At 57.7% G+C, this 25,191-nt stretch carries 25 protein-coding genes and 8 tRNA genes; 22 read left to right on the forward strand and 11 right to left on the reverse strand.

What is annotated here, in order from left to right:
• Positions 1-123 precede the first annotated feature (123 nt).
• Complete coding sequence (locus tag SRB521_RS07780) at positions 124-1,335, forward strand: BMP family ABC transporter substrate-binding protein (RefSeq protein WP_083630887.1); 1,212 nt, start codon at positions 124-126, stop codon at positions 1,333-1,335.
• Positions 1,336-1,412: 77 nt separating this feature from the next.
• On the opposite strand, the gene SRB521_RS07785 is transcribed toward SRB521_RS07780, so the two are convergent.
• The 4 genes from SRB521_RS07785 to SRB521_RS07800 form a co-directional block, all read right to left on the reverse strand.
• Positions 1,413-2,246: a hypothetical protein gene (locus SRB521_RS07785; protein ID WP_075703928.1), complete on the reverse strand. Its 834-nt coding sequence runs from the start codon at positions 2,244-2,246 to the stop codon at positions 1,413-1,415.
• A gap of 202 nt (positions 2,247-2,448) precedes the next feature.
• On the reverse strand, positions 2,449-3,792 hold the full coding sequence (locus SRB521_RS07790; protein ID WP_075703927.1) for a short-chain fatty acid transporter: 1,344 nt from the start codon (positions 3,790-3,792) through the stop codon (positions 2,449-2,451).
• A 413-nt stretch (positions 3,793-4,205) separates the two neighbouring features.
• Positions 4,206-5,480: an adenylosuccinate synthase gene (locus SRB521_RS07795; RefSeq protein ID WP_075703926.1), complete on the reverse strand. Its 1,275-nt coding sequence runs from the start codon at positions 5,478-5,480 to the stop codon at positions 4,206-4,208.
• Between the two features lie 96 nt (positions 5,481-5,576).
• Positions 5,577-6,239 (reverse strand): RsiV family protein, encoded by a 663-nt coding sequence (locus SRB521_RS07800; RefSeq protein WP_129868832.1) that lies wholly within the window; start codon positions 6,237-6,239, stop codon positions 5,577-5,579.
• Positions 6,240-6,380: 141 nt separating this feature from the next.
• Here SRB521_RS07800 and SRB521_RS07805 point away from each other — a divergent pair, with 141 nt between their 5' ends.
• From SRB521_RS07805 to SRB521_RS07850, 10 genes are all read left to right on the forward strand, one after another.
• The gene (locus SRB521_RS07805; RefSeq protein WP_033118521.1) at positions 6,381-6,698 is read left to right on the forward strand and encodes a YerC/YecD family TrpR-related protein; all 318 of its coding nucleotides are present in this window, start codon (positions 6,381-6,383) and stop codon (positions 6,696-6,698) included.
• Positions 6,695-7,459, forward strand: a complete 765-nt coding sequence (locus SRB521_RS07810) for a class I SAM-dependent DNA methyltransferase (RefSeq protein ID WP_075703925.1) — start codon at positions 6,695-6,697, stop codon at positions 7,457-7,459. The genes SRB521_RS07805 and SRB521_RS07810 overlap by 4 nt, the downstream gene beginning before the upstream one ends.
• Positions 7,452-8,336 (forward strand): Hsp33 family molecular chaperone HslO, encoded by an 885-nt coding sequence (gene hslO, locus SRB521_RS07815; protein WP_075703924.1) that lies wholly within the window; start codon positions 7,452-7,454, stop codon positions 8,334-8,336. Before SRB521_RS07810 ends, hslO begins: the two co-directional genes overlap by 8 nt.
• A gap of 136 nt (positions 8,337-8,472) precedes the next feature.
• Positions 8,473-8,548, forward strand: a tRNA-Val gene (locus tag SRB521_RS07820).
• Positions 8,549-8,575: 27 nt separating this feature from the next.
• Positions 8,576-8,652, forward strand: a tRNA-Asp gene (locus tag SRB521_RS07825).
• Positions 8,653-8,655: 3 nt separating this feature from the next.
• Positions 8,656-8,731: transfer RNA gene (locus tag SRB521_RS07830), tRNA-Phe, on the forward strand.
• 97 nt (positions 8,732-8,828) lie between these two features.
• Positions 8,829-8,904: transfer RNA gene (locus SRB521_RS07835), tRNA-Gly, on the forward strand.
• Between the two features lie 40 nt (positions 8,905-8,944).
• Positions 8,945-9,018: transfer RNA gene (locus tag SRB521_RS07840), tRNA-Cys, on the forward strand.
• Positions 9,019-9,129: 111 nt separating this feature from the next.
• Positions 9,130-9,816 (forward strand): uracil-DNA glycosylase, encoded by a 687-nt coding sequence (locus SRB521_RS07845; RefSeq protein WP_058117764.1) that lies wholly within the window; start codon positions 9,130-9,132, stop codon positions 9,814-9,816.
• Positions 9,817-9,886: 70 nt separating this feature from the next.
• Entirely contained in the window at positions 9,887-11,302 is a 1,416-nt protein-coding gene (locus SRB521_RS07850) for an alanine/glycine:cation symporter family protein (protein ID WP_075703923.1), read from the forward strand.
• 109 nt (positions 11,303-11,411) lie between these two features.
• Here SRB521_RS07850 and SRB521_RS07855 read toward each other — a convergent pair whose 3' ends face one another.
• Both SRB521_RS07855 and SRB521_RS07860 read right to left on the reverse strand, forming a co-directional pair.
• Positions 11,412-13,157, reverse strand: a complete 1,746-nt coding sequence (locus SRB521_RS07855; RefSeq protein WP_116721647.1) for a CvpA family protein — start codon at positions 13,155-13,157, stop codon at positions 11,412-11,414.
• 62 nt (positions 13,158-13,219) lie between these two features.
• Entirely contained in the window at positions 13,220-13,792 is a 573-nt protein-coding gene (locus SRB521_RS07860) for a hydrolase (protein WP_075703921.1), read from the reverse strand.
• Positions 13,793-13,959: 167 nt separating this feature from the next.
• Here SRB521_RS07860 and SRB521_RS07865 point away from each other — a divergent pair.
• The 7 genes from SRB521_RS07865 (at position 13,960) to SRB521_RS07895 (ending at position 17,646) form a co-directional block, all read left to right on the forward strand.
• A tRNA-Ser gene (locus SRB521_RS07865) sits at positions 13,960-14,051 on the forward strand.
• Positions 14,052-14,176: 125 nt separating this feature from the next.
• On the forward strand, positions 14,177-14,554 hold the full coding sequence (locus SRB521_RS07870; RefSeq protein ID WP_116721648.1) for a hypothetical protein: 378 nt from the start codon (positions 14,177-14,179) through the stop codon (positions 14,552-14,554).
• 276 nt (positions 14,555-14,830) lie between these two features.
• Positions 14,831-15,316, forward strand: a complete 486-nt coding sequence (locus tag SRB521_RS07875; protein ID WP_075703919.1) for a hypothetical protein — start codon at positions 14,831-14,833, stop codon at positions 15,314-15,316.
• Between the two features lie 295 nt (positions 15,317-15,611).
• Entirely contained in the window at positions 15,612-16,244 is a 633-nt protein-coding gene (locus tag SRB521_RS07880) for a glycerol-3-phosphate acyltransferase (protein ID WP_075703918.1), read from the forward strand.
• A gap of 259 nt (positions 16,245-16,503) precedes the next feature.
• The gene (locus SRB521_RS07885; protein WP_243647721.1) at positions 16,504-17,313 is read left to right on the forward strand and encodes a cell wall hydrolase; all 810 of its coding nucleotides are present in this window, start codon (positions 16,504-16,506) and stop codon (positions 17,311-17,313) included.
• 116 nt (positions 17,314-17,429) lie between these two features.
• Positions 17,430-17,516, forward strand: a tRNA-Ser gene (locus SRB521_RS07890).
• 38 nt (positions 17,517-17,554) lie between these two features.
• Positions 17,555-17,646, forward strand: a tRNA-Ser gene (locus tag SRB521_RS07895).
• Positions 17,647-18,099: 453 nt separating this feature from the next.
• On the opposite strand, the gene yedF is transcribed toward SRB521_RS07895, so the two are convergent.
• From yedF to yqeC, 5 genes are read right to left on the reverse strand one after another with little or no spacing between them, the layout of a single operon-like run.
• The gene (gene yedF / locus SRB521_RS07900; protein ID WP_075703916.1) at positions 18,100-18,696 is read right to left on the reverse strand and encodes a sulfurtransferase-like selenium metabolism protein YedF; all 597 of its coding nucleotides are present in this window, start codon (positions 18,694-18,696) and stop codon (positions 18,100-18,102) included.
• A gap of 4 nt (positions 18,697-18,700) precedes the next feature.
• Positions 18,701-18,961, reverse strand: a complete 261-nt coding sequence (locus SRB521_RS07905) for a putative Se/S carrier protein (protein ID WP_075703915.1) — start codon at positions 18,959-18,961, stop codon at positions 18,701-18,703.
• 1 nt (position 18,962) lies between these two features.
• A complete protein-coding gene (gene selD / locus SRB521_RS07910) occupies positions 18,963-20,003 on the reverse strand; it encodes a selenide, water dikinase SelD (protein ID WP_075703914.1) in 1,041 nt (346 codons plus the stop codon).
• Positions 19,993-20,802, reverse strand: coding sequence for a selenium-dependent molybdenum cofactor biosynthesis protein YqeB (gene yqeB / locus SRB521_RS07915; RefSeq protein WP_075703913.1), 810 nt, complete (start codon positions 20,800-20,802; stop codon positions 19,993-19,995). The genes selD and yqeB overlap by 11 nt, the downstream gene beginning before the upstream one ends.
• Complete coding sequence (gene yqeC / locus SRB521_RS07920; RefSeq protein WP_075703912.1) at positions 20,793-21,530, reverse strand: selenium cofactor biosynthesis protein YqeC; 738 nt, start codon at positions 21,528-21,530, stop codon at positions 20,793-20,795. The genes yqeB and yqeC overlap by 10 nt, the downstream gene beginning before the upstream one ends.
• A 142-nt stretch (positions 21,531-21,672) precedes the next feature.
• Here yqeC and SRB521_RS07925 point away from each other — a divergent pair, with 142 nt between their 5' ends.
• From SRB521_RS07925 to moaA, 4 genes are read left to right on the forward strand one after another with little or no spacing between them, the layout of a single operon-like run.
• Positions 21,673-22,713 carry an XdhC family protein gene (locus SRB521_RS07925; protein WP_058117756.1) on the forward strand — a complete coding sequence of 347 codons (1,041 nt, stop codon included), beginning with the start codon at positions 21,673-21,675 and terminating at the stop codon, positions 22,711-22,713.
• Positions 22,710-23,735, forward strand: coding sequence for a molybdopterin-binding protein (locus tag SRB521_RS07930; protein ID WP_116721650.1), 1,026 nt, complete (start codon positions 22,710-22,712; stop codon positions 23,733-23,735). Before SRB521_RS07925 ends, SRB521_RS07930 begins: the two co-directional genes overlap by 4 nt.
• 4 nt (positions 23,736-23,739) lie before the next feature.
• Positions 23,740-24,222 (forward strand): cyclic pyranopterin monophosphate synthase MoaC, encoded by a 483-nt coding sequence (gene moaC, locus SRB521_RS07935; protein ID WP_075703909.1) that lies wholly within the window; start codon positions 23,740-23,742, stop codon positions 24,220-24,222.
• Positions 24,219-25,190, forward strand: coding sequence for a GTP 3',8-cyclase MoaA (gene moaA / locus SRB521_RS07940; RefSeq protein WP_116721651.1), 972 nt, complete (start codon positions 24,219-24,221; stop codon positions 25,188-25,190). The genes moaC and moaA overlap by 4 nt, the downstream gene beginning before the upstream one ends.
• The last annotated feature ends 1 nt before the right edge of the window (position 25,191 follow it).

The raw sequence follows: 25,191 nt of genomic DNA on the forward strand, positions 1-25,191 counted from the left end.
GGCGAAATTGCAGTTGCGCTTTGGTAAAATGTGCGTTATAATAAGCCCGTGCTCGGAGGAATGGACCTTATCGTAACGTCTGTACCGTACCGGGCATTGATTTTGAAAGGAAGGTAGATCAGTTTGAAGAATTTTAAGAAACTCTCCGCTCTTGTTCTGGCTGGTGCAATGGTCTTCTCGCTGGCGGCCTGCGGCGGCAATAGCGCCAGCACTCCCACGCCCGCCCCTGCAGACACCAGCGCTCCCGCCGACACCTCCGCCCCCGCCGATACCACCGCCCCTGAGGCAGTCACCAATCCGGACGAGATCGAGGACAGCATGACCTCTGCCGACGGTACTTATGAGGTTGCTTTTATCACCGATGTGGGCCAGCTCAAGGACAAGTCCTTCAACCAGGGCACTTTTGACGGCGTGAAGCTGTACGCCGCCGCCAATGGACTGAGCTACAAGTATTATCAGCCCGCCAACGGCAACGAGGCCACCGACGACGACCGTTACGACGCCATGAAGGCCGCCGTTGACGCCGGTGCCAAGGTGGTTGTGGCCGCCGGCTTTATGCAGGAGAACGCCCTGAAGAAGGCCGCTGCCGAGTTCCCCGACACCCCCTTTGTCTTTATCGACGGTTATCCCCTCTCCGATGAGGCCGGCAATACCCTGACCAATGTGGCGGCTGTGGCCTTTAAGGAAGAGCAGTGCGGCTACTTCGCCGGCTATGCCGTTGTGAAGGACGGCTTCACCAAGCTGGGCTTCTCCGGCGGTGGCGGCGGCACCAACGATGCCTGCTGCCGTTACGGCTATGGCTTTGTCCAGGGCGCCAACGCCGCTGCGGCAGATATGGGCGTTACCGTGGATATGAACTACTCTTGGGAGTACGGCTCCAGCTTCAGCGCCTCTCCCGAGCTGCAGACCATGGCCAATGGCTGGTATGAGAGCGGCACCGAGGTCATCTTTGCCTGCGGCGGCTCTATGTTCCAGTCCATCGCCGCTGCTGCTTCCGCCAACGACGGGTTTGTGGTCGGCGTGGACGTAGATCAGTCCAGCCAGTCCGACACTGTCATCACCTCCGCCATGAAGGGCCTTTCCGACGCTGTCGAATGGGCCGTGGCCAAGGTCTATGACGGCACCTTCTCCGAGATCGGCGGCGTGGCGACCTCTCTGGGCGTCAATGAGAACTCCGTTGGTCTTCCCACCGACACCTGGAGCTTGGAGAATTACCCCGTGGAGGAGTACGAGGCCCTGTATCAGGAAGTGCTGGATGGCACCCTGGTGGTGGACAACGACTTCACCAAGCTGGAGACCACCGAGTGGTCCAATGTGAACCTGAACGTCATCTAAAATCCGCTTTTTCATGAAAAGGAGGAGACGCCTTTCGGGCGTCTCCTCCTTTTTGCATGTGGAGAATAGGAGCGGGATTATTTGCAGCAGCCGGACTGCACGTCGCGGAAAGCGTCTCCGCAGGCGATGGTATTGGGGGGGAAGAACTCATCCACGGGGAATTTGACGTGGCGGAAAATCTCACAGGGGTCATCCTCGCCACCGCCGCAGGCGCACTCCTTGTCGGGCATGCAGTAATCATACACCGGCATCAGAAGCTGAGTCTCGCGCTCCAGGCGAATGATGGAGAACTGACCCAGGGTGACATAGACCCGCTTGCCCTCGCCGCCGAAGCACAGGTCGCTGCCGAAGCAGGCGCAGATGCAGGGCGGGATCTCGGTGAGCTCGCAGTCACAGGGACGGCACTCGCAGACGTCCACCAGCTTCATATTGAGCACGATGGGATCTACGGCCTCCACAACAGCGGTAGGCAGGTTGCTCTTGCGGATGTTCTGCTCGTCCAGCGCCTCAAAGGCGGTTTCAGAGCTGAAAATCTTGGCGTTACCCTCGCTGCCGAAGAGAATGACGCGCTTGTCAAAAACGGCAAGGCCGCAGATCTCCACAGGACGGGCGGCGCCCACAAAGGCATCCGCGGTTACGCGGTAGAAATAGCGGACGTCTACAGTATAGAAGCCGCGGTTAAAGCCGACTGGCTCCACATCGATGTACACGTACAACAGCTCCGCGGTTCCGGCCTTGATGCTGATGGCGCGGTCAATGGCGCATTGAGAGCTCTGCGTGGGGTAGAAGCGAAGATCTTCGATACAGTCCTTATCGCGGCAGCTATCATAAATCTTTTTCGTGTGTATGCACACGGCCTCCCGGATACAGGCGGCATCCTGTACGGGACCGGGCACGACCTTTTCAGGCATTGCAATACCTCCTAAGAATAGTGTCAGGATGGGGAAGGCAGAGAGGCTGTTCCCTCTGCCTGGGGCTTCCATCCCATTCTATGTCTTAGAGGCGGATTGGTGCGCCGTGTGCGCTGTGGAAAGTGGTGTGCGGCGCGGGGATAAAAAGGAGGAGCCCGCACGAGATCCATCGTGCGGGCTCCTTTCGGGCCGGATCGTCGAATTAGAAGAACATCGCCCAGCCCAGAAAGCCCAGGCAGGCAACCACGCCGGTAAAGAGAAGAACGATGACAAGGTAGCCCATTACGTTGCGGGCGGACAGCCCGGCGATCCCCAGGGCAGGCAGGGCCCAGAAGGGCTGGATCATATTGGTCCACTGATCGCCCCAGGCAATGGCCATGGCGGCACGGCCATAATCGATGCCCATTTCGGTGGCAGCGGGCATCACGATGGGAGCCTGCACAGCCCACTGGCCGCCGCCGGAGGGGACAAAGAAGTTTACGATGCCGGCGGACAGGAAGGTGAGCATGGGGAAGGTGACGTTATTGGAGATGTTGGTGAAGAAGTTGGCAATGATGGAGGCCAAAGAAACGCCGTCGCTGTTGGCGGCCACCATCAGGCCCATGATGCCGGCATAGAAGGGGAACTGGAGCAGGATACCGGCGGCGCCGGAGGCGGCCTCTCCAATGGCGTCTACATATTTCCGCAGGTCGCCGTGGAGCAGGATGCCCAAGAACATGAAAATCATGTTGACGATATTGAGCCCCAGGTTGAAGCCATTATTTACAAAGTAATAGACGATGTAGGCAAAACCGAGCACCAGCGTGATGATCCACAGGATCTTGTTGTGCTCGATTTTTGCAGCAGGGGTGTCAACGACATACGATTTCTCTTCCTCGTCCACGAGGAGGGCGGGGTCCACGACGATGGTGTGTGCGGCATCAGGATGCATGGCATAGTTGACAAAAGGCATCAGCACCAGAATGACAAGGCACATGATGAGGTTCATAGGATGAAGGATGGTAGCCGTGGTGGGAGCCTGATAGGCCACCCCCAGAATCTCGGTGGTGCTGGAGAGCTGCAGAGGAATGGAACCGGAAAGGCCGGCGTGCCAGATCACAAAGCCGGAATAGGCGGAGGCGATGAGCAGCGGATAGTCCACGTCACGGACCCGACGGGCGATCTCTTTGGCAAGCAGAGCGCCGGCGATGAGGCCGAAGCCCCAGTTGAGCCAGCAGCAGACGGTGGACACGAAGGTGGTGATGAGGATGGCGCTCTTTTTATCCTTGGCCAGAGAGGCAATGGCGCCTAGGACTCTTTTACAGACCTTGGCGGACGCCATGGCAGAGCCGAGGACCAGAACCAGGGCCATCTGCATGGAGAAGGACAGCAGCCCCCAGAAGCCCTTGTCGTTACCCCAGGCATCGACAAGAGCCATAGGAGTCTGCTGCGTACCGATCATGGCGCCGATAAACACCACGATGGTCAGGATGATGGCGAACAGGAACGGATCCGGCAGCCATCGGTTGACTACGCGTACGCAGCCATTGGTAAACTTTTTGAACATGCGTTTTTCCCTCCTTACAAAACTGATTGTGAACGAATCCCAACACAATTTGTTCACAATTACGGACTACATTATATACGAAAAATATAGTTTGTCAACTGAGGGGAGGAAGACACGAGGATGAAACGGAAAATAGATTGCAGTGCAATGGATACAAGGTTTTTTTCAGGAAATGGAAGGAAAGATGAAAGACTTATGTTCTGGTTTGCGGAACAATAAACCGTCATTTTAAACATATAAAAAACAGAACTTTTTTGACGAAAAAGTGACAAAAAATTAAATTTTAAAATGGTAGTACCAATATTAACAGGGAATTGCAGACAAAACGGAGCGGCGAGAGGGGATGCTTGCGGGCGGAATAGAAAAACGTGCAGAGAAAAACCTCTGCACGTTTCAAAAGAAAGAGATTTTAATCAGCGACGGGCAATTTCGTGACGCTTGGGACCGGTGGAGACGAGTGTGATGGGAACGCCGATCTCCCCCTCAAGAAAGTCCACATAGTTTTTGGCCGCCTGGGGCAATTTGGCGTAGTCGATTTCGCCGCGAATGTCGCACTTCCAGCCGGGCAGCGTGGTATAGACCGGCTTTGCCTGTTCCAGCAGGCGGGTAACGGGAAAATCACGAGTGACCTTACCGTCGATCTCATAGCCGATGCAGACCTTGATTTCATCCAGATAGCCCAGCACATCCACCGCAGTGAGGGCAACTTCGGTGGCCCCCTGTACCATGCAGCCGTAACGGGTGGCCACGGTATCGAACCAGCCCACCCGCCGGGGACGCCCGGTGGTGGCACCGTATTCACCCGCGTCTCCGCCCCGACGGCGCAGCTCATCGCCCTCGTCCCCGAAAAGCTCGGACACGAAGGCGCCCGCGCCTACAGCGCTGGAATAGGCTTTGGTAACGGCCGTGATAGTCTGGATGTCGCTGGGCGCGACGCCTACGCCCATACAGCCAAAGGCGGCCAGCGTATGGGAGGAGGTGGTGAACGGATAGATGCCGAAGTCCGGGTCCTTCATGGCGCCCAACTGCGCTTCCAGCAGGACCTTTTTCCCATCCGCAAGGGCTCCCTTCACAAAGGTCAGGGCATTGCCGACATAAGGGGCGATCTGCTCACGATAACCCATAAGCTGCTGGAAGAGCGCTTTGGGGTCCAAAAGCGGCTTATGGTAGAGATGTTCAAAGAGCACGTTCTTGATTTGGCAGACCTGCTCCAGACGCTCCATCAGCCTCTTTTCATCAAAGAGCTCGCAGACTTGGATGCCATATTTGGCATATTTGTCGGAGTAGAAGGGGGCGATTCCGGACTTGGTGGAACCGAACGCATGACCGCCCAGCCGCTCCTCTTCATATTGATCCTGGAGCACATGGTAAGGCATCAGCACCTGGGTCCGTTCGGAGATGATGATGTGGGGGGCGGGGACGCCTCCCGCCTCCAGGTGTTCCAACTCTTCTAAAAATTTCGGCACATCCAGTGCAACGCCATTTCCGATGATATTGGTGATGTGGGGATAAAACACACCCGACGGAAGTTGGTGCAGGGCGAACTTCCCATAGTCACAGATGATGGTATGGCCGGCATTGGCACCGCCCTGGAACCGTACGACAACGTCGGATTCCTCCGCGAACATATCGGTGATCTTGCCCTTGCCCTCGTCGCCCCAGTTGGCTCCGACGATTGCTCTGACCATAATGATTCCTCCTGTGTTTTTTCATTCTGGGAACTGAGGTATTATATACTAATGTGGACCGGGATGCAAGAAAGAATTAGCCAATTAAAGTATTTTTCAGGATTTTTCTGGGGAAAGTTTTTGTAGGGAAGTGGGGAGCGGCAGGAGAAAGACGGGGATACCCTCTGCGGGGGAACCCAGGGACCACATGGGGTAGAAGAGGGATAAGCCTTCTTCTGTAAGGTAAAACCGCTTTGCAGAAAAATAAGAGGCCACTCTGGTCTCTACATCCTCAAAAAGAAGGGACTCTCCCCCTTGGAGGCGGTCCAGAGCCTGACGTTGCAGCGCTTCGATGATCGGTTTTTTCCAAAACAGACGGGGCGGGAAAAATTCGGAGAGGGTCTTGGGCGTGCCTGATCGAAGTTCCCACGTCTCTGCGGTGCGGACTGTGAGAGGGCGGGTACCGTTTTGACGCTCGGTCACATCTACATAGAGGCTGGAGAGGCCGTCACACTCCAAGGTGACATGATAGACCAGCTCCGCCTCCCAGGGCAGGAAGGGACGGGAGCCGGCTCTGGCCTCCTGGAGGGCGGCACAGGCACGGGGGTAGAGGACGGCGGCCCAGCGGTTTTTCCAGAGCTCTCCCAGATGCCGGTAATACTGTTCCATCCGGCGGTCTGGACGCCTTTCCTCAACCGGAAGGGGCAGAGCTTGGGAGAGGGAGAGCACCGGCTCCCCCTCATGCTCCAACGTCTGCGTCCAATGCTGTGATTTCCACATAACTTAACCACCTCGTTTCTATCCTATGTTGCGCGTAGAAAGTGGTGAAAATCTGGAAATCATCCTTTACTTTCATACTTCACAGTGGTAAAATAGAAGCGGCTCGATGCCAAGGATAATGAAAGAGGTGTCTTCCCAATTATGACGAAAAAAGCCGATAAGGAGCATGGCGACCTGCTTTACGAGAGCATCCTGACCCTAAAGGATCTGGACGAGTGCAAGAAATTTTTTGAAGATCTCTGCACGGTGGCGGAGCTGAGGGCCATGGAGCAGCGGTTTGAGGTGGCGCTCCTCCTCAGCGATGGGATGATCTACAATGATATTCTGGAACGCACCGGGGCCAGCAGCGCCACCATCAGCCGAGTCAACCGCTCGCTGAACTACGGCGCGGACGGCTACAAGAATGTACTGCCCCGCGCCAAGGAGATCCGGAAGAGGTATGAACAGGAGGACGAATGAGCAGCTATGAGGCCCTGGCGGCCCGGTACGATGCCCTTACCGCTGACGTGGACCATCGTCGGTGGGCGGATTATATCGAAAAGCAATTCCAGAAATGCCCCATTCCCATTCATACCGTGCTGGATTTGGCCTGTGGGACAGGGGAGATGACATGTCTGCTGGCGGAACGGGGTTACGAGATGATCGGCGTGGATCAATCTCAGGATATGCTGGCCGTGGCTGCGGAAAAGGGCCGACAGGTAAGGGGAGAAGCCCCGATCTTTCTCCAGCAGCCCATGCAGGAGTTGGATCTGTACGGCACCATCGACGCCTGTATCTGCTGTCTGGACAGCGTCAACTATGTAACCCGCCCGGCCGATCTGCGCCGGGCGTTTGATCGGGTGCATCTTTTTCTGATGCCGGGCGGACTGTTCCTCTTCGACATAAACGCGCCGGGGAAGCTGCGGGGACTAGACGGGGGCATATTTCTTGACGAGACAGAGGACACTTACTGTGTCTGGCGGGCGGACTGGTCTGAACGGAGAAAGATCTGCACCTACGGAATGGACCTCTTCTTCCGGGAGGAAGGCGGCCTCTGGCGCCGGGAGGAGGAGGTCCATGAAGAACGGGCTTATGAGCTGGAGGAGCTGGAAGGCTACCTCTATGGAGCGGGATTTTCCAAGGTGCGGCAGTACGGCGAACTGAAGTTACGCCCGCCCGGCGAGGATGAGCAGCGTATATTTTTTGCAGCGCGAAAGGAAATGATAGAGATCCATGGATGAGATCGTACGCATGATTGCAGCCGATGGTACGGTGAGGGCCGTGGCCATAACCGGAAAAGATATGGCAGAGCGGGCACGGCAGATCCACAAGACGTTGCCTGTGGCGACCGCCGCCTTGGGACGCACCTTGATGGGATGCGCCATGATGGGCTCGGATCTGAAGACGGAGGACGGCTCAGTCACCCTGCGCATTCAGGGCGGAGGCCCCCTGGGCAGTATTACGGCTGTGGCGGACAGCCATGGGAATGCCAGGGGCTACCTCCAGAACGGGCAGGTGGATCTGCCCCGGAAGGCGCCTGCGAAGCTTGATGTGGGCTCTGCCGTGGGAACAGACGGGTATCTCACGGTCATCAAGGACATTGGGCTCAAAGAACCCTATGTGGGCAGCGTGGAGCTGGTAAGTGGGGAGATCGCGGAGGATCTCACGTCTTATTTTGCGGTCAGTGAGCAGATCCCCACCGCCTGTGGTCTGGGCGTCCTGGTCAATACTGATCAATCCGTCCTCTGCGCCGGTGGTTATATCGTGCAGCTCCTGCCCGGTGCCGACGACGCTGTGGCGGGCCGGCTGGAGGGTGCTGTAGGCAGGCTGGGACCGGTGACAGATGTACTCAACCGCGGCGCCGACGCGCAGACCCTTCTGGAGCAGCTGCTGGAGGGGATGGGAGCGGAGCTGCTGGAGCGAGTGCCGGTGTCCTACCGGTGCTATTGCAGCCGGGAGCGGGTGTCCAGGGCCCTGATCAGTTTGGGCAGAAACGAATTGGAGCATATGATCGAAGAGCAGGGGGAGACGGACCTCACCTGCCAGTTCTGCGACGTGGTTTATCACTTCTCAAAAGAGGAGTTGAAGACAATCTTGCAGGAGGCGACCAAGGCGTAGCAGAAAGCTCTCATGCCGCGGAAGGACCTTTTCCGCGGCATGAGAAAAAAATCTCAAAAAATGGTCAAATTAGTGTTGACAGATTGAGGCTGGTTTAGTATAATAACTTTCGCCGTCTGAAAAGAATGGCCAACAGGGGAGCATAGCTCAGCTGGGAGAGCGCATGCCTTACAAGCATGATGTCACAGGTTCGAGCCCTGTTGTTCCCACCATGGGTTGATAAGCCCAAAGTGTCAAATGGCGTGGTAGTTCAGTTGGTTAGAACGCCGGCCTGTCACGCCGGAGGTCGAGGGTTCAAGTCCCTTCCGCGTCGCCATTTGCCTCTGTAGCTCAGTTGGTAGAGCAGGGGACTGAAAATCCCCGTGTCGCTGGTTCGATTCCGGCCGGAGGCACCAAGGCTTCTCCGGAGGATACGCCGTGTATCCTCCGGGGGAACTTTCCCTCTTTTGCAGTATCAATGGCAGATCACATGCATAAGATAGACTGTGATTTGCAGGTGTAGCTCATCTGGTAGAGCGCCACCTTGCCAAGGTGGAGGTAGCGAGTTCGAGCCTCGTCACCTGCTCCAGCAAATGATAGCAGGAGCGTTTTGCTCCTGCTATCCATATGGCGCCATAGCCAAGTGGTAAGGCAGAGGTCTGCAAAACCTTTACCCCCAGTTCGAGTCTGGGTGGCGCCTCCAAAAAGAAAGACGTCTGCTTCGGGCAGACGTCTTTCTTTTCATACGGGCGTGAGGTTTATTCTGTGGGTGGATGTCAGATGAGCCTGATCTGACGCGGGAGGGGGAGCGGGCATGGAGCTGGAAGGGCTGGGCAAGTGGGGACCGCTGTTGCAGGAGGAGTATAAAAAGGAGTATTTCCTCCGGCTGGCCGAACGGGTTGATACGGCCTATTCCCGTGGGGATCCCAGGGTATTTCCGCCCAGGGAGGCGCTCTTCCGTGCGTTTTCCCGTACACCGCCAGAGCGGGTTCGGGCGGTCATCCTCGGCCAGGACCCCTATCCTACGAAGGCACACGCCGATGGACTGGCCTTTTCCGTGCGGGAGGGAATTCGTCCGCTCCCGCGCTCTTTACAGAACATCCTGAAGGAACTGAGAGAGGATGTAGGGATAACGCCTTCTCATGGAGCCGGAGATCTGTCTGTATGGGCAGATCGGGGTGTGCTGCTGCTCAACACGACGCTCACCGTGTATGAGGGGGCTGCGGGTAGCCACGGCCGCTGGGGCTGGGAGCGGTTTACCGCGCAGGCCCTCCGGCTTACCCGGGCGCTTCCGCAGCCGGTGGCCTATCTCCTGTGGGGCGGCCATGCTCAAAACACCGCTGTGGGAGCGGGGATTCCGCGCTCGGGGGAAGGCGTGTTCGTCAGCGCACATCCAAGCCCGCTGTCTGCGGGCAGAGGATTCTTCGGCAGCCGGCCATTCAGCCGTGTCAATGCCTTCCTGCGGGAAAGAGGCGGGGAAGAGATCGACTGGAGCCTGTAGCACGGCGGAGGGATCAAGCGCATCTTTTGGGGACGGTCCGCATACCCCTTGTACGAGGGGGTATGCGGACATGTCTTTTTTGGAGCGCCTGGGTGATTGGATCTGGAATCCATGGCTTTTGGGTGCCTTCTTGCTGTTGGGGCTCTATTACTCCATACGCAGCGGATTCTTCCAGCTTTTTGAGTTTCGGCTCTGGATGAGCGCTACGGTAGGGTCTCTTCTGCACTCGAAGCGAGGGGGGGAGGCGGAAGGGATCACCCAATTTCAGGCCCTGTCTACGGCGCTTGCCTCCACCATTGGTACGGGCAGCATCGCAGGTGTGGCCACCGCGATTTTTTACGGGGGACCGGGGGCCGTCTTCTGGATGTGGATTTCGGCATTCCTGGGGATGATGACCGGGTGTGCGGAAAAGACGTTGGCCGTCCGCTACCGCCACCGTGGGAAAAACGGGGGCTGGGAGGGCGGCCCCATGGATTATATGGAAAAGGGCCTGGGACTTCGGGGCCTGGCGCTGGCCTTCTCTCTCTTCTGTGTCTGCGCCTCCATCGGCGGGGGAGATATGGTGCAGGCAAATTCCATTGCCACCGCCCTAGAGGCGGCGTTCGGCTGGGACCGGCTGGCCGTGGGTGCGGTCACCGCCCTGCTTACGGGGCTGGTGATCCTGGGCGGGATCGGCCGCATTGGAAGAGTCAGCGAAAAGCTGGTGCCCGCCATGGCGGTTCTGTTCCTGGCGGGCGGGGCCGCTGTGCTGTGGGTCCACGCTACGGCCGTTCCGGCCGCCCTTTCCCGAATTGTGGCGAGCGCCTTTGCGCCCAAAGCTGCGCTGGGGGGCACGTTGGGCTATTCCATGGCCTCCGCCATGCGCTTCGGTGTGGCCAGGGGAGTGTTCACCAATGAGGCGGGCCTGGGCTCCTCCGCTATGGCCCATGCCGCGGCGGATGTGGAAGAGCCGGCGGAAGAGGGGATGTGGGGTGCGTTTGAGGTCTTTGTAGCGACGCTGGTGGTCTGTACGGTAACGGCGCTGGTCATTCTGACCTCGGGCGTCTATGATGAGACAGAGGCGCTTCTGGCCATTCAAAGTGGAGGCGTGGACAGCTCCATGCTGGGATCTGCGCTCTCCGCCGCGGCATTTTCCACTGTCATGGGGGCCTGGGGCGGCCCCTTTGTGGCGGTGTGCCTTCTGATGTTTGCCTTTTCCTCACTCCTAGGCTGGAGCTACTATGGGGAGAGGGGTCTTGCATATCTTACAGGCAGCGACCGGTGGGTTGGGTGCTATCGAATGGTATTTCTTCTCTTTGTCGTGGCGGGCAGCGTGGGAGACGTGGGACGCGTGTGGCAGGTGGCGGACATCTGCAACGGTATGATGGCTCTGCCCAATCTGGCCGCGCTGCTGCTCCTGTCGCCGGAGGCCCTGCGGATGATTTTTCAGTGGTCGCTGCGGCAGAAAAAGGCCCGAAAAGGCCAGAGAAGCGTTTCCGGAAGATAGCATGGGTATTGCGGGTGCATCTGAAAGAGATGCCATCCGAAGGGAAAAGAAACGCCCAGGACCGCCGGAATGGTGGTCCTGGGCGTGTTTGCTTGGCAAAAGAGAAACGCTAAGAGAGAATAGGCACCTCAGTCCAGTCCTCCGTCCCGGAACCCGCCTCCGGAACAGAGGAGGGCTCCGGGGCGGCTTTCCCCTCCACAGTGAGTGTGTAGCCGTCCAGGATGGAGGAGGACTCCCCCTCGGCCTGAGGGGCGTGGTCGATCGTGACGAGGTCCCCGGCGTTGAGAAGAACAGCCACCGGATTCTGCACGGCGGACAGAGAATAGAACACCTCCTCGCCCTCCAGGCGGATGAAGTAATAGGTGGTACCGTCCAGCACGGCGGATCGGATCTCCGCTACCGTACCCGAGACCTGGGTCTCGATCCGTTCTTCCGGAGCGGCAATGCCCTTTTCCCCCAGCAGGCGCAGATAATCCTGCTCACAGGCCGCCACAGTGTCGCCGATGCCCACCAGATTGAATTGCCCCACATTGACCATGGCATATTTTTTTACCAACTGCCGGTCGTCCTTCAGGGCGATGAAGTAGGTGGGCTGGTCGGAAATATTGAGCAGAAGCGGGAAGGTGGAACGGTAGCCCTGATCCTGGACCATCCCCTCGGCGGAAGCCCGGGCAGATTGCTCGGTGGCACCGGGAATGGTGTAGAATTTGGTCTCTTTAGTGCGCTGGTTGCACAGGAGAAAGCCCAGATTCGACTGATCGCTGGTAGCGGAGGTGACGCCGGTGTACATATATACGTCGTCGTTGAGCGCAATATAGTTATAGCCCTCGGTCGTGATCTTCACGTCCCGCTGGCCGAACACGGAGTTGATGAACCCGTGGACCAGCGTGCCGTAATAGTCGTACTGCTCCATGATGAGAGAGGCGAGGTAAACTCTGTCCACCCACTGCGGGACCTCTTCATGGTAGGAGCATTCGCCGGTAACAGCGTCCATGAGCACCGCTCCCCGGATATCCGTGCCCCCAAAAAGACCGATGGTCTTGACCACACGGGGACAGACCCACCAGGGATTGCCGGACTCGTCAATCTCAAAAGAGGGGGTGGCGAAAAGAAAGGTGGGATACTGAAAGCGCAGATGGCGCATCACGTTGCGATTCAAAGGCTCGGAAGGGGAGTATTTGATTCCCTGGCCATCGGGAAGGCGAACCACCTTGACCTCCTGGGAGACCATATCCACCACAATGTAAGCGGGCAGACCGTTGGAGCGGTTGGTGAACCACCGAATAAGATCGGCGTATTCCAAGGGGGCCACACGGACGGGACTACCCTGATAGTTGATCTGGGTGGAGTCGTAGGCCACCTCAAACTGGCTGGCCATGTCGGGAATGGTACCCATCTGTGTGGTGCTCAGATATCGGGCGGAGTCCTCGTCCAGCAGAGGAATTTCATTAAAGGAAATTTCCTTTACATCTGTTGAAAAATCGCCCTCTTCCACCTGGAGAAGCTGCCGATAAGCGCTGGCGCGAAACAGCGGCATGGAAATCACACTGCCTACCACGCCGACTAGGATGAGAGCGGCCATGAGAATACCCACCGGCAGACACTGGGACTTGATGAAGCGGAAGTATTCTTTGAGTCCACCGCCCGGGTCCATGTGAAAGCCGGTGGTGAAGAGCGCTGAGATCACAAAGACCAGACAGAGCACAAAAACAAACACGTAGAAATTGCTGTCCTGGAGGTTGAGCGCGGGGAGGGAGACATAAAAGTAGATGAAACCAACCACGGCAGTGATCAGCAGGCTCTGAAGGACGGCGCCGAGCTTGCTTTTAGGCCCTCGCTGCTTTTTGTTTTCCATAGTAGCTCCTTTAAAATAATAATGAATCGTCAATAGTATACCCGCTTTGAGAGGAAACGATATCAGGTCAACTGAGCCTGCACAGCGGCCTCAGTGTCCTGCATAGCCTGAAGCGTCACATCAAGCAGCTTGTCCAGCTCCCAGCCCAACAGGTCCGCGCCCTGGGCAATTACCTCGCGGGAACAGCCAGCCGCAAACTTTTTGTCCTTGAATTTCTTTTTCAGAGATTTGAGTTCCATGTCGGTACAGCTCTTGGATGGACGCATGAGGGCAGCGGCGCCGATGAGCCCCGTGAGCTCGTCACAAGCAAAAAGGACCTTCTCCATCTCGTGCTCCGGCTTGACATCGCAGGCCAGCCCCCAGCCGTGACTGGCGGTGGCGTGGATCAGTGCCTCGTCCAAACCGGCCTGACGCATCAGCTCCTGAGATTTGATGCAGTGCTCGTCCGGCCACATCTCAAAATCCAGATCGTGGAGCAGTCCGGCGGCGGACCAGAAGTCCGCTTCATCGCCATAGCCCAGCTCTCGGGCAAACCATCCCATCACGGCCTCCACGGTAAGAGCGTGGCGGATGTGGAAAGGGTCCTTGTTGTACTGCTTGAGCAGATCCAATGCCTGTGTACGTGTGAGATTCATGCTGAACACTCCTTAGTAAAAACAGATATCGCACCTCGATGTTTCTTACAGTTATAGCATAGTTAAAGGCACTTTGCAACGGCGGCAAATTTTTCACAGGTTTTTTAAAATAGCTCTTGACGAAAGCAGAAAGAACGCTTATAATAATCAACGTTGTCCAGCACTATGGAGAGATGGCTGAGCTGGTCGAAGGCGCACGATTGGAAATCGTGTAGGCGTTAATAGCGTCTCGAGGGTTCGAATCCCTCTCTCTCCGCCATATTAAGGGACAAACCTTTAATACAAAAACAGCCCTCCTTTTTGGAGGGCTGTTTTTGTATCTATGCCCGGAAAGCCTAATATTGTGGGCTTTCCAGGCTTTTTCTATTTTCAGGGAGCTTGGCGATGCAGCTCGCCAGCGGGCTTGCCTCCTTCTTTATTTTCTGCCCGCTTGAAAGGCTCTCCGCAATCCCTGCAGATCACATTGACCTCACGCGTCGCCCGGATGATGGTGCCGCAACAGGGGCATACATGCTTGATACTGCGGTTCTTGGATTTTTTGCTCCCGCCCTTTGTCGTGCCTTCCACTGGATGGCGGCTGTCGATGTTGTGATATTTGTCGTGCTTCTCAATGTGGGGGCCGTGGGCCTCGGCGGTGGCCTTGAATTACACACCATCGGTCAAAAAGCCTTAAAACATATCTTTTTTCATTGCCGAAGGGGACGCAAAAGCCCTGCCGGAGCGGGGCTAATCAAATCAACAAACTGGGAGTTATCGCTCTGACATATATTTTTGTATTTCATCAGAAGTCAACTTTTTTATCTGTGTTTTTGCATACTCTCTATATCAATGCAATCGTGGACGCACTGGAGCTCTTAAAAGAGCAGAATCCGCAACCCCAATAATGGAAATTAGGAGATCCGTCTGAATCTGATGTTCCGGCGTTGTATTCAGACGGATTTCTTTTGAATCAAATAAAGACAAATTAAAAATTTATATTTATTTTTACACCTAGGCAAAATCAGGTCATAAAATAACAAAATTTAGGAGGGAAAAATAATGGGATTTTTCAACAAATTGTTTAAGGGACCCGAAATCGATAGGGAAAAGAGCGACGCCAACGCGGAGAAAATGCGTGTATTATTTAACCAAGTCGTAGAAGGGGGAGACGATTACAGGCTGATTTTTGGATATACAGAGGATGTGAGCCGTTTCAATTACGGATTTGTTCATGGAAGCAAAACGAAAATTGGGAATTTGATTGTCGGCTGGAACGAGGTTGGTCAGACGATCACAGTCGTTCCCACCGTCCCCGATCTTTCCGCCTGTGGAGCCCCGACCTACTACCGTCGTTCTGCAATCTTTAAAGCCTACCGGAACAAGTACCCCACCGATGCCTTTATCATTTACCCAGATAAAAAAAGCTATATCGGCATCAATGCCTATGATTGGTTGGAAGATGAAAAGCTGTATGTTTATGTGTCACAGGATGAAGAACTGGCCGCTTTTACCGACTTCTTTATGAACCGATTTGCAACGAGATGAGGTTGGAGACACTTCTTGGAGAAGTTGGCGCGTTCCTGCCGGTCTTTTTAGTCCGTATTTAACGTATTTAATATGTAGAAAAACAGAGCTTAGGACAGGTCGAAGCAAGCGTCATATCGCTTGCTTCGACTTTTTTGCGGGAAATAGCAGGGGCAAGGCATCAAAGCCGGAAGTGTTGTCCACGAGTGGAGCCCTGCTCCTCGTGGGAATGTGTCCGGACAGTCCCCGTATAAAAGTGCGGAAAAAGAATACGCTAAGGGCGAAAAAACCATCTTTTGCCTGGAGGAGGAGGCCAATGGAACGAGCGTTCTGCTTATTGGCAGGGTATTTCTGCGGCTGTTTCCTGACTGCAGAGCTGGTAGCTAGGAAGGAAACGGGAAAACGGGCGCAGGACGTCGGCTCGGGAAACCCGGGCATGGCCAACATCACCGAGCACCTCGGTCTGCGATGCGGCGTAGCGGTATTGGCGGGCGATGTGGGCAAGACCGCGTTTGCATGTCTGCTATGTCGGGCGCTCCTGTGTCGGGAGCTGGGACAATTGGGGGTGTTTTGGGCCGGATTGGGAGCTGTACTTGGACATAATTTTCCGTTTTGGAACCGATTCCGGGGCGGGAAAGGGGTGGCTGTGACCTGCACATGTCTGATTTTAGGCGCACCCATGTGGGGAGCCGTAAGCTGTTTGGCGGGGCTCGCCGTGGTATGGATCACAGGATATCTGCCCTTGGGCGCTGTGGTGATCCCAGGCACGTTTTTGCTATTTGCAGGTTCTTTTCTGGGGGCCGAAGCCGGAGGGATTGCTGCGGTGCTGACCCTGGTGATGCTCTCACGACACACCCACGGACTGCTTCGGATTATTCGCGGGGCAGAGAGGCGGTTTGGCCCGGCAGGGAACACGGATTCGGGCCGGGAATCCGGGCCCCGCGGATGAGTGGGATTCTTGCAAAATCGCCACAAATCATCTCTGAATTTGCAAGCGAGGGCAAGGAAGCTTGAAGGATAGACACATTGTGCTGCAATGGATACAGGGTATTTGACAAAATAAAAGAAAAAATTGGGCTTGCAATTTATTCGGAAATGGGTTACAATCTGGTTACAAAAAGTAAATAACAAGCTACAATAGCAACAAGAAACTACAACGAAACAGTAAGGAGGAAGCACGCGACATGCAGAAGCGTTTTTTATGTCTCATGCTTTGCCTGGCTATCGTACTCCCGGTGGGAAGCTTTGCTCTGGCGGCGGAGGGAATCCAGGCGGAGGAAGAAGTTGCCCCATATTTTCTTGTGGATGGCATAGCCTATGAGGATCCTGGTCTTACGGTATATAACAATATCACCTATGTATCCCTGATGAACGCGGTTCTGGCTCTGCGGCCGGATGCCGTCATTACGTGGGAAGGGGAATACGCGGTGGTCAGCGCCGAAGGCCTGACGATCCGTGTCCGAGTGGGGGATCAATACGTCGAAGCCAATGGCCGGTATCTGTATGTCCTCAACGGTGTGATTGCGATGAATGGCCGTGTTCTGGTCCCGGTGCGGACCATTGCCCAGGCCATGGGCGCATGGGTGGGCTGGAACGCTGAAACCGGAGAGGTGGAGATCTACAGCGGCAGCGGCGCCATCGTCTCAGGTGAGAGTTACTACGACAGCGATTCCCTCTACTGGCTGTCCCATATCATCAACGCTGAGAGTGGGAATCAGTCTTTGGATGGAAAGCTGGCTGTAGGCACGGTCATCATGAACCGTGTAGACAGCCCACGTTTTCCCAATACGATTTACGAGGTCGTCTGCGCACCCAACCAGTTCACGCCGGTGCAGAATGGTGCGATTTACCGTGAGCCCAACGCTGAGAGCGTGATCGCGGCCAAGCTGATCCTGGAAGGGGTCAGAGTGGGAGGAAACAGCCTGTATTTTGTAAATCCCAGTATATCGCCCAACAGTTGGGCACAGCGGAACCGGCCCTACGTGACCACAATTGGCGCGCACGCATTTTTCGGGTGACAGGAAAGGGACCGGGGCCGCGAGGTCCCGGTTTTTTCCTGAAAACTGTTGACATAGCGCATCTGATATGGTAAGATAACACTCGCGTTTGGTGTGCTTGGTGGCGCTCGGCTTGTGGAGAGATGTCCGAGTGGTTTAAGGAGCCGGTCTTGAAAACCGGTGACTCGCAAGAGCCGTGGGTTCGAATCCCACTCTCTCCGCCAATTTTATTCAAATGAATCACACATACTGCCGTCGGCATGGAGAAGTACCCAAGTTGGCCGAAGGGGCTCCCCTGCTAAGGGAGTAGTCCGGGAAACCGGAGCGAGGGTTCAAATCCCTCCTTCTCCGCCAAAAAGAAAACCCTTGCAGTTGCTAGAAAAACTAGTGATTGCAAGGGTTTTCTTATGTTTTTTGTGTGTCGCTGTCAACTACTGAAAAACTGCTGCTTATGACTATCAAATGTCGTAAAAAATTAGCCTATATGGCCTTGGGTTTTGATTTTACCTCGAGGGCGTTGACCCTCTTGTTCCGCATGCAGAGAGCATGGCAGCGTAACTGTGCCTGGGAGGAAACAGTCTTTTTCCCTCTTCCCCTTGCATTTCCTCCTATCTTTTGGTAAAATAAAAGAGCAGATAGCCCCAAGCTTTTCTGCTCCTTTCCGCCGTCCTCGGTACGCAAATACCGGGGGCGGCACCCTTTTTCATGTAGATAGATCACAAGGCCGCCCTTTAATAGGGCGGCCTTATATCAGATATATTGTATTAAGAATTGCCAGGAACGGTCCATGCAGGGAAGTCAGCCGCTTCAGACGGTGATGACATTTTCAGTGTGCTGCATCTGCTCGACGATGTCGTACATATTGCTGATCACGCCCACCTTCAAGTGCTCCGCCAAGCCAAAAAAGTTGAGGCAGGTCCCGCACACCAGAATTGTGCAGCCTTTGGATTCCAGGGCCTTCAGATGTGCGACGATCTGTTCGTCTTCGCCGGCGGGGAGCTGTACGCCTCCATTCATAAAAATAAGCGCGCGGGGCGGTATGCTGCCCTCGGCCAACGTATAGAGAAACATTTTCATCAGGTTCCGGCCCAACTCTGGGCTACCGTCACCAATAAAGTTACGGCTGATGAAAAAGGTGGGCGCGCCGGGTCCGATGGAACATTTGACCGCTGCTGCGGGAGAAGGCGCTACGCCCTCTCCTGAGATCCGGACGGAAAAGCGGCCGCTTTCCGCAATGGATCGGACCGTCATCCCCTGGCTTTCCGCCAGACGGGTCAAATTTTGGACTGCAATGTCGTTGTCGACCAGGACCGTGATATCCCGTGCGCCTTGATCCAACGCTTGTTTGGTCAAGACTACAGGCATAGGGCAGGCTTTGCCCAGCGCGTCGATTTCCAGTGTCATTTGGTCAGCCTTCTTTCATCTCTTTGATTTGCGTGTGATCCACATAGTAAAGCCGATACTCTTCCGGGGACAAAAGGGCATCCCTCAGGGCAGTTGCCAGCGCGGGGTAGTGTTCCCGCTCCACCCGCAGGGAGATACCGCAGCTCACCGAGAGCTGGCGGAGCGTTGGCATCACCTGGACGGGGACCCGAGGGCGCAGGACGCGCTCGGCGGAGAGCGCGCTTTGAGAGCGATCGAAGGTCAGAAGGTAGTAGCACGCCTCCATGTTACCGCACCCACAGGAAGGTGTCGCCCTGCTTGGGCTCGACATGACCGATCTCCTCGGCGCAGGGCAGATGATCCCGAAGGGCGCGCAGGAGTGGAGGGGCGCTCTTCTCAGGGACGGATATCAGGAGGCCACCCGAGGTCTGTGGGTCGTACAGCAGATCCAAAAGGGCGCGGGAGATACCGTCGTCCGCGCGGGTATAAGGCTCTGCAAAACGGCGGTTGCGGTACATACCCTCGGGAAGGAACCCCATGACGGCCAGCTCCAAAACGCCGGGAAGCAGAGGGATGCGCCTGCTGTCCAAAACAGCGGTAACGCCGCCTCCTTTCGCCATCTCCAGTGTGTGCCCCAACAGGCCGAAGCCGGTCACATCGGTACAGCTCTCCACTGGGAAATCCGTCAGGATGTCGCGGGCGGTCCGATTGAGCATGGCCATTTGTTCCTCTGCAAGGCGCAGAAGGGACGGCTCCGCAAAGCCAGCCTTAGCGGCGGTGGTGGTAACGCCGATGCCCAGAGGTTTGGTCAAAATCAGAACGTCTCCCACTTTCGCCCGGTCATTGCGCAAAATGTGGTCGGGGTGGACAAAACCGGAGACCGCGAGGCCGTATTTGGGCTCCAGATCCCGAATGGTGTGACCGCCGGTGATGATGGCACCGGCCTCATAGGCCTTGTCATATCCCCCGCGCAGCACCGCACGCACCGCCTCATCATCCATCTCAGGGGAGACACAGAGCAGATTGAGCGCCAGTTTGGGTTCGCCTCCCATGGCATAGACATCGCTGAAGGCATTGGCGGCGGCGATCTGTCCGAAGCGGAACGGATCATCCACGATCGGCGGAAAGAAATCCACGGTCTGAACAAGGGCGAGCTGGTCGGACAGGCGGTAGACCGAGGCGTCGTCACTGGTGTCGTAGCCCACCAGAAGACGCTCGTCGGTACGGGTGGGGAGCCCGTCCAGCAGTTGCGCCAATACTCCTGCGCCGACCTTGGCGCCGCAGCCGGCGCACTCGGCCAGACGGGTCAGTTTGATATCAGCGGACATAAGTGCCGCCCTCCTTTCGATGATATTGCGTCAAAATGGCCTCCAGTACGCCGCCTCCCACTGCTCTTGCCTTGTCTGAGACGGAAAAACAGTGTTCCCGGCGGCAGCGCGGATCGATATCGCCCGCCTTCATTCCGGTGTGGACGGGAGTGCCATCGGGCAGAAGTCCCCGCAGGACACCGGAGATCTGGGCGCGCATAGGAGTTCCGTCCACGTATCCAACCGGCTGCCCGGCCTCCACCAGGTCGCCGATCCGCGCGGCGGGCAGAAATACGCCGTCTGCCGGGGCTCGCAGGAGGCGCTCCACGGTATAGCCGCCGATTTCACCGGGAACGCCCGTGTTGGAGGCCGGCGCTCGGTCCCAGAGGACGCGGCCCAGATCGTGCCCGCGCTGGGTCTCCACGGCGGCATGACAGTCGCGTCCCGGGAGAAAGCCCGGCCCGACGCCCACCACACAGGAGGCGTCGGTGAGATGCGTGCCTAGGTTTCGCTTTGCCAGGACGGCGTCGACCACTACATCCGGACGGAGGGCCTCCACGCTGGTCCCGCTGGGATCGACCAGCACGGCGACGAATCCGCGCCCTGTGAGGGCCAGCGCCTCCTCAGGAGCGGCGGCCAGGCGGGCCGGGATGTCCTCCACCTGAGCGCTTCCCCGGTAAACCGCCTGTGAAAAGGCTACCGTGCACCGCACGGTAGTGGGCCGTGCTGTTTCCGTCATAACAAGGGCAAAGCCGCAGCGAAACAGACGGCAGGCGATGCCTGTCGCCAGATCTCCCGCCCCTTTGATGACTACGAGCATCCGTCAAACACCTCTTTGATGCAGTCCTCTTCCCGGAGTGAGGCAATGACGACCCGGCAACCGGGGAGGAGACGTTCGATTTCAGCCGCCGCGGCGCACGCCAGATGGCGGGGGACCATGTCGGCCTGGTTGAGTAGAACCCGAAAGCGGGCGGGGTCCTCTACTCCCTTGCGTTGTCCGTGTTCAGAGGTGAGCAATCCAGCCAGCAGCGATGGCGTCAGCGCCGCACCCGGGGGGACGCCAAGGAGTGCCGCGGCAAGCGACGGCCTGTGGCACACCTCTGACAAGGGGCGGCCCAGGGCGGAGAGCCCGGCCACGCCGACAACATATCCGCCCGGCAGCAGGACCGGCTCGTGACAGGCGGGCGCCTTGACGGGGAATCCGTGGGCGCCGTCGGCCTCCGCCAGGACCCAATCCGCTAAAGTGGGCGCGGCGCGCAGCAGGGCGGGCGGGGGAGGAGAGAGCTTGTCGCCCTCCGCAGATAAGGCGGCGCAGACTGCGCTGTGCTCCCGCAGAGCGGCGTGCAGGGCGTCGGGCGATCCTCCCAGCAGGAGCAATCCAAGAGCCTCACCCTGCGCGCGAGTGATGTGAGTGGTGGTGACGGCCACGACCCGCCGGTCCACCGACCACTCCTTTGTCAGGCGGAGGAGAAGTGAGCTCTTTCCGCCGCCGCCCACCAGGGAAAGAACACCGCTTTCAGGGAGACCAAGTGCCTCGCAGAGGCGCATGTTCCAGACCTCCTCACGCAATCATTATTCTCATTTGAGAATAACATATTGACTTTCCAAAGTCAAACAAATATAATGGAAACATAAAATATTTTCAGGGGGAAGCCGACTGAGTGCAGAGCCAACGGGGAAGGGAGACCGAATGGAAAAGTTTCTGGAGGCGCTTCGGGGCCTGCTTGCCGATGGAGATGGGGTGGCCTTGGCCACGGTGGTGGCGCGCTCTGGCTCCGCGCCCCGGGACGCCGGCGCGCGAATGCTGGTCGGGCGCTCGGGGCGTCTCTGGGGAACAGTGGGCGGCGGGCTGGTGGAGCACGAGGCGGAGCTTCTGGCGATGGAGACGCTGCGCTCGGGGACGTCGGCTTTGCGGGAGTTCTGCCTACGGGCGGAGGGGCTGGAGCGCATTGGAATGGTCTGCGGCGGAGACGTGACGCTGGCGGTGCAGTATCTCCCAGGCGGTGCTGCGGGACCGCTGGCAGCGACGGACGCCGCACTGAGATGCCTCCGGGCCGGTGGAGACGGCTGGCTGGTCTCCCGGCTGTCCACGGCAGAGGCGGGAGACCTCTCTTTTCTGGAGAAAGAGGCGGCGGAGATACGGTTTTCGGCCTTGAGGCAGCAGGCGGCAGACGAGGTTCTGTTTGAGGCGGAAGGGAAACCATGGTTTGCGCAGCGCCTGATAAGGTCCGGCGCGGTATATCTGTTCGGCGGCGGCCACGTGGCCCGTGAGCTGGCCCCGCTCTTGGCTCGCCTGGATTTTTGCTTTATGGTGTTGGATGACCGGGCGGAATTTGCGGTACCTGCAGATTTTCCGGGTGCGAAGGGGGTCCTCTGTGCTGATTTCGGACATATTCTTGATGCGGTTGCCCCAGGCTCGGGGGATTATGCCGTTGTGATGACCCGAGGCCACCTCTTTGACCTGGAGGTGCAGAAACAACTGCTTACCACCCCCGTTGGCTATATCGGAGTCATGGGCAGCCGCAAGAAAAAGGAATTTGTTTTTGAAAGGCTGAGAGAGGCGGGATTCTCAGACCGGGCGCTCTCCCGTATCGTAACGCCTGTTGGCCTCCCGCTGGGTGGCGAGACGCCGGCGGAGATCGCCTTGAGCGTGGCCGCCCAGCTTGTACAGCTCAGGGCCGAGAGGAAAGGCCGGGTATGGAAGAGAGAAGAGGGGGAGAACATGAGATGAAACTGGTCAGAACCGAGGAGGCCGTGGGGCAGGTCCTGTGCCACGACATTACACAGATCATCCGGGACATTTCGAAAGGGCCTGTTTTCCGCAAAGGGCATATCGTCACTGAGGAGGATATCCCCATCCTCCTCAGTGTGGGCAAAGAGCATCTGTACATATGGGAAAACGATGAGACGATTCTCCATGAGGACGAGGCGGCGGAGATCCTGCGGGGGCTCTGCCAGGGACCGAATATGAAGGCCTCCGCCCCCAAGGAGGGAAAGATTGAACTCACCGCCGGCTGTGACGGCCTGTTTCTGGTGGACACCGAGCGTCTGCGGGCGGTAAATGCACTGGGGGATATGATGATCGCTACCCGTTTTGCGGGTTTCCCCGTCAAAACGGGAGATAAGCTCTGCGGCACCCGTGTGATCCCGCTGGTCATCGCGCGGGAAAGGATGGAGCGGGCCAAGGCGGTGGTGGGAACGGAGCCGCTTTTGAAGCTGCTGCCCATGCGTCCCAAGCGGTATGGGCTCGTCGTCACGGGGAGCGAGGTGTTCCACGGGCGTATCCGGGATACCTTTACCGGCGTGATACTGGAAAAGCTGGGGGAGTATGGGTGCGAAATGGCGTTCCATACGGTGTTGGACGACAACCCCGCCGCCATCACCGCCGCTATCACCGACATGCTGGACCGGGGGGCGGAGCTGGTGCTGTGTACCGGCGGTATGAGCGTGGACCCGGACGACCACACCCCACTGGCCATCAGGAACACCGGGGCGGACGTGATCTCTTACGGCGCTCCCGTACTGCCGGGCGCCATGTTTCTGGTGGCTTACACGGGGGACGGCCGGCCCATCTGCGGCCTGCCCGGCTGTGTGATGTACGCCAAGCGCACCATCTTCGATCTGGCGCTGCCCCGGCTTCTGGCGGATGTGCCGATCACGGCAGACTGGTTGGCCGGGCTGGGGCAGGGGGGACTGTGCCTGGACTGTCCTGTGTGCCATTTCCCCAACTGCGGCTTTGGAAAAGGGGGATAGACCCATGTGTTTTTCCCATATTGACGCCGACGGGAACGCCGTGATGGTGGATGTGACGGAGAAAGCGGCCACCCATCGCCGGGCTGTGGCCGCCGGATCCATCCGCATGAACGAGGAGGCTTTCGCCGCGGTGCGGGACAAGACGGCCCGCAAGGGAGATGTGCTGGGGGTGGCGCAGGTGGCCGGCATCATGGCCACGAAGGAGACCTCCAGACTCATCCCGCTGTGCCACGGCCTGGGACTGACTGCAAGCGGCCTGAAATTTTTCCTCCACCCGGAAAGCAGCGAGATCGAGGCGGTCTGTACCGTACAGTGCGACGGAAAGACGGGGGTGGAGATGGAGGCGCTGACCGGGGTAACGGTGGCCCTGCTCACCATCTACGATATGTGTAAGGCTATTGATAAGCGCATGGTACTGGGGGACATCCATCTTGTGGAGAAGGAGGGCGGCAAGAGCGGGCGCTTTCTCTTCAGCAGCGCGCCATGAGGGATCGGCTGGGGAGGGAGATCGATTACCTTCGGGTCTCTGTTACGGACCGCTGCAACCTGCGGTGCCGGTATTGCATGCCCAGCGGAGTCCCCAGTGTGGAGCATACCGAGGTGCTGCGGTATGAGGAGCTTTTGCGCCTGTGCAGCCTGGCCGTGGGGCTGGGTATCCATGCGTTCAAGGTGACCGGAGGCGAGCCGCTGGTCCGCCGGGACTGTGTGGACTTTTTGTCCGAACTCAAAAAACTGCGGGGCGTGGAGCAGGTCACGCTGACGACCAACGGAATCCTGTTGTCTGACCATATGGAGGCGCTCAGGACGGCGGGGGTGGACGGGATCAATGTAAGCCTGGATACGCTGGACGACGGCCTTTACAGCAGTCTCACCGGTGCGCCACCCGGCACCGCCGCCCTGGTATGGCGCGCGGCGGAGGCCTCCGCCGCGATAGGGATCCATACAAAGCTCAATGCGGTCCTGCTTCCGGAAACGGTAGAGGGAATTGTGGAATTGACGGCGGCGGCGGATACGATACCTGCCGATATTCGCTTTATTGAGCTCATGCCGATTGGCGCGGGGAAGGGCCGGGAAGGTCTCACCGCCTCTGAGGCGCTGGAGCGTCTGCGGACGCGCTGGTCTGACTTGGAGCCCACGGGGGAGCGTAGAGGGAACGGCCCCGCCCGGTATTACGGCAGCACCGGCCTCCGGGCGCGGGTGGGGCTGATCAGCGCGGTGAGCCGGGCCTTTTGCAGCAGCTGCAATCGAGTGAGGCTCACCAGCACGGGGGAACTCAAGCCCTGCCTCTGCTACGGCGGCGGGACGGATCTCCGGACCTTGCTGCGCAACGGCGGGACGGACCGGGCGCTCCGGGAAGCGATGGCCTGCTGTATCCTGCAAAAGCCGGTTTCCCACGGCTTCGGCAGGGCTGGCGCCGTGACTGAGGCACGGGGTATGCATGAAATTGGAGGATGAC

This window comes from Intestinimonas butyriciproducens, from assembly GCF_004154955.1.
Lineage (GTDB): Bacteria > Bacillota > Clostridia > Oscillospirales > Oscillospiraceae > Intestinimonas > Intestinimonas butyriciproducens.

Bases quoted from the DNA above. Each gene is read 5' to 3' on its own strand.
- SRB521_RS07785 (WP_075703928.1), bottom strand. From the start codon at position 2,246: ATGCCTGAAAAGGTCGTGCCCGGTCCCGTACAGGATGCCGCCTGTATC.
- SRB521_RS07790 (WP_075703927.1), bottom strand. From the start codon at position 3,792: ATGTTCAAAAAGTTTACCAATGGCTGCGTACGCGTAGTCAACCGATGG.
- SRB521_RS07795 (WP_075703926.1), bottom strand. From the start codon at position 5,480: ATGGTCAGAGCAATCGTCGGAGCCAACTGGGGCGACGAGGGCAAGGGC.
- SRB521_RS07800 (WP_129868832.1), bottom strand. From the start codon at position 6,239: ATGTGGAAATCACAGCATTGGACGCAGACGTTGGAGCATGAGGGGGAG.
- SRB521_RS07805 (WP_033118521.1), top strand. From the start codon at position 6,381: ATGACGAAAAAAGCCGATAAGGAGCATGGCGACCTGCTTTACGAGAGC.
- SRB521_RS07810 (WP_075703925.1), top strand. From the start codon at position 6,695: ATGAGCAGCTATGAGGCCCTGGCGGCCCGGTACGATGCCCTTACCGCT.
- hslO (WP_075703924.1), top strand. From the start codon at position 7,452: ATGGATGAGATCGTACGCATGATTGCAGCCGATGGTACGGTGAGGGCC.
- SRB521_RS07845 (WP_058117764.1), top strand. From the start codon at position 9,130: ATGGAGCTGGAAGGGCTGGGCAAGTGGGGACCGCTGTTGCAGGAGGAG.
- SRB521_RS07850 (WP_075703923.1), top strand. From the start codon at position 9,887: ATGTCTTTTTTGGAGCGCCTGGGTGATTGGATCTGGAATCCATGGCTT.
- SRB521_RS07855 (WP_116721647.1), bottom strand. From the start codon at position 13,157: ATGGAAAACAAAAAGCAGCGAGGGCCTAAAAGCAAGCTCGGCGCCGTC.
- SRB521_RS07860 (WP_075703921.1), bottom strand. From the start codon at position 13,792: ATGAATCTCACACGTACACAGGCATTGGATCTGCTCAAGCAGTACAAC.
- SRB521_RS07870 (WP_116721648.1), top strand. From the start codon at position 14,177: ATGCAGCTCGCCAGCGGGCTTGCCTCCTTCTTTATTTTCTGCCCGCTT.
- SRB521_RS07875 (WP_075703919.1), top strand. From the start codon at position 14,831: ATGGGATTTTTCAACAAATTGTTTAAGGGACCCGAAATCGATAGGGAA.
- SRB521_RS07880 (WP_075703918.1), top strand. From the start codon at position 15,612: ATGGAACGAGCGTTCTGCTTATTGGCAGGGTATTTCTGCGGCTGTTTC.
- SRB521_RS07885 (WP_243647721.1), top strand. From the start codon at position 16,504: ATGCTTTGCCTGGCTATCGTACTCCCGGTGGGAAGCTTTGCTCTGGCG.
- yedF (WP_075703916.1), bottom strand. From the start codon at position 18,696: ATGACACTGGAAATCGACGCGCTGGGCAAAGCCTGCCCTATGCCTGTA.
- SRB521_RS07905 (WP_075703915.1), bottom strand. From the start codon at position 18,961: ATGGAGGCGTGCTACTACCTTCTGACCTTCGATCGCTCTCAAAGCGCG.
- selD (WP_075703914.1), bottom strand. From the start codon at position 20,003: ATGTCCGCTGATATCAAACTGACCCGTCTGGCCGAGTGCGCCGGCTGC.
- yqeB (WP_075703913.1), bottom strand. From the start codon at position 20,802: ATGCTCGTAGTCATCAAAGGGGCGGGAGATCTGGCGACAGGCATCGCC.
- yqeC (WP_075703912.1), bottom strand. From the start codon at position 21,530: ATGCGCCTCTGCGAGGCACTTGGTCTCCCTGAAAGCGGTGTTCTTTCC.
- SRB521_RS07925 (WP_058117756.1), top strand. From the start codon at position 21,673: ATGGAAAAGTTTCTGGAGGCGCTTCGGGGCCTGCTTGCCGATGGAGAT.
- SRB521_RS07930 (WP_116721650.1), top strand. From the start codon at position 22,710: ATGAAACTGGTCAGAACCGAGGAGGCCGTGGGGCAGGTCCTGTGCCAC.
- moaC (WP_075703909.1), top strand. From the start codon at position 23,740: ATGTGTTTTTCCCATATTGACGCCGACGGGAACGCCGTGATGGTGGAT.
- moaA (WP_116721651.1), top strand. From the start codon at position 24,219: ATGAGGGATCGGCTGGGGAGGGAGATCGATTACCTTCGGGTCTCTGTT.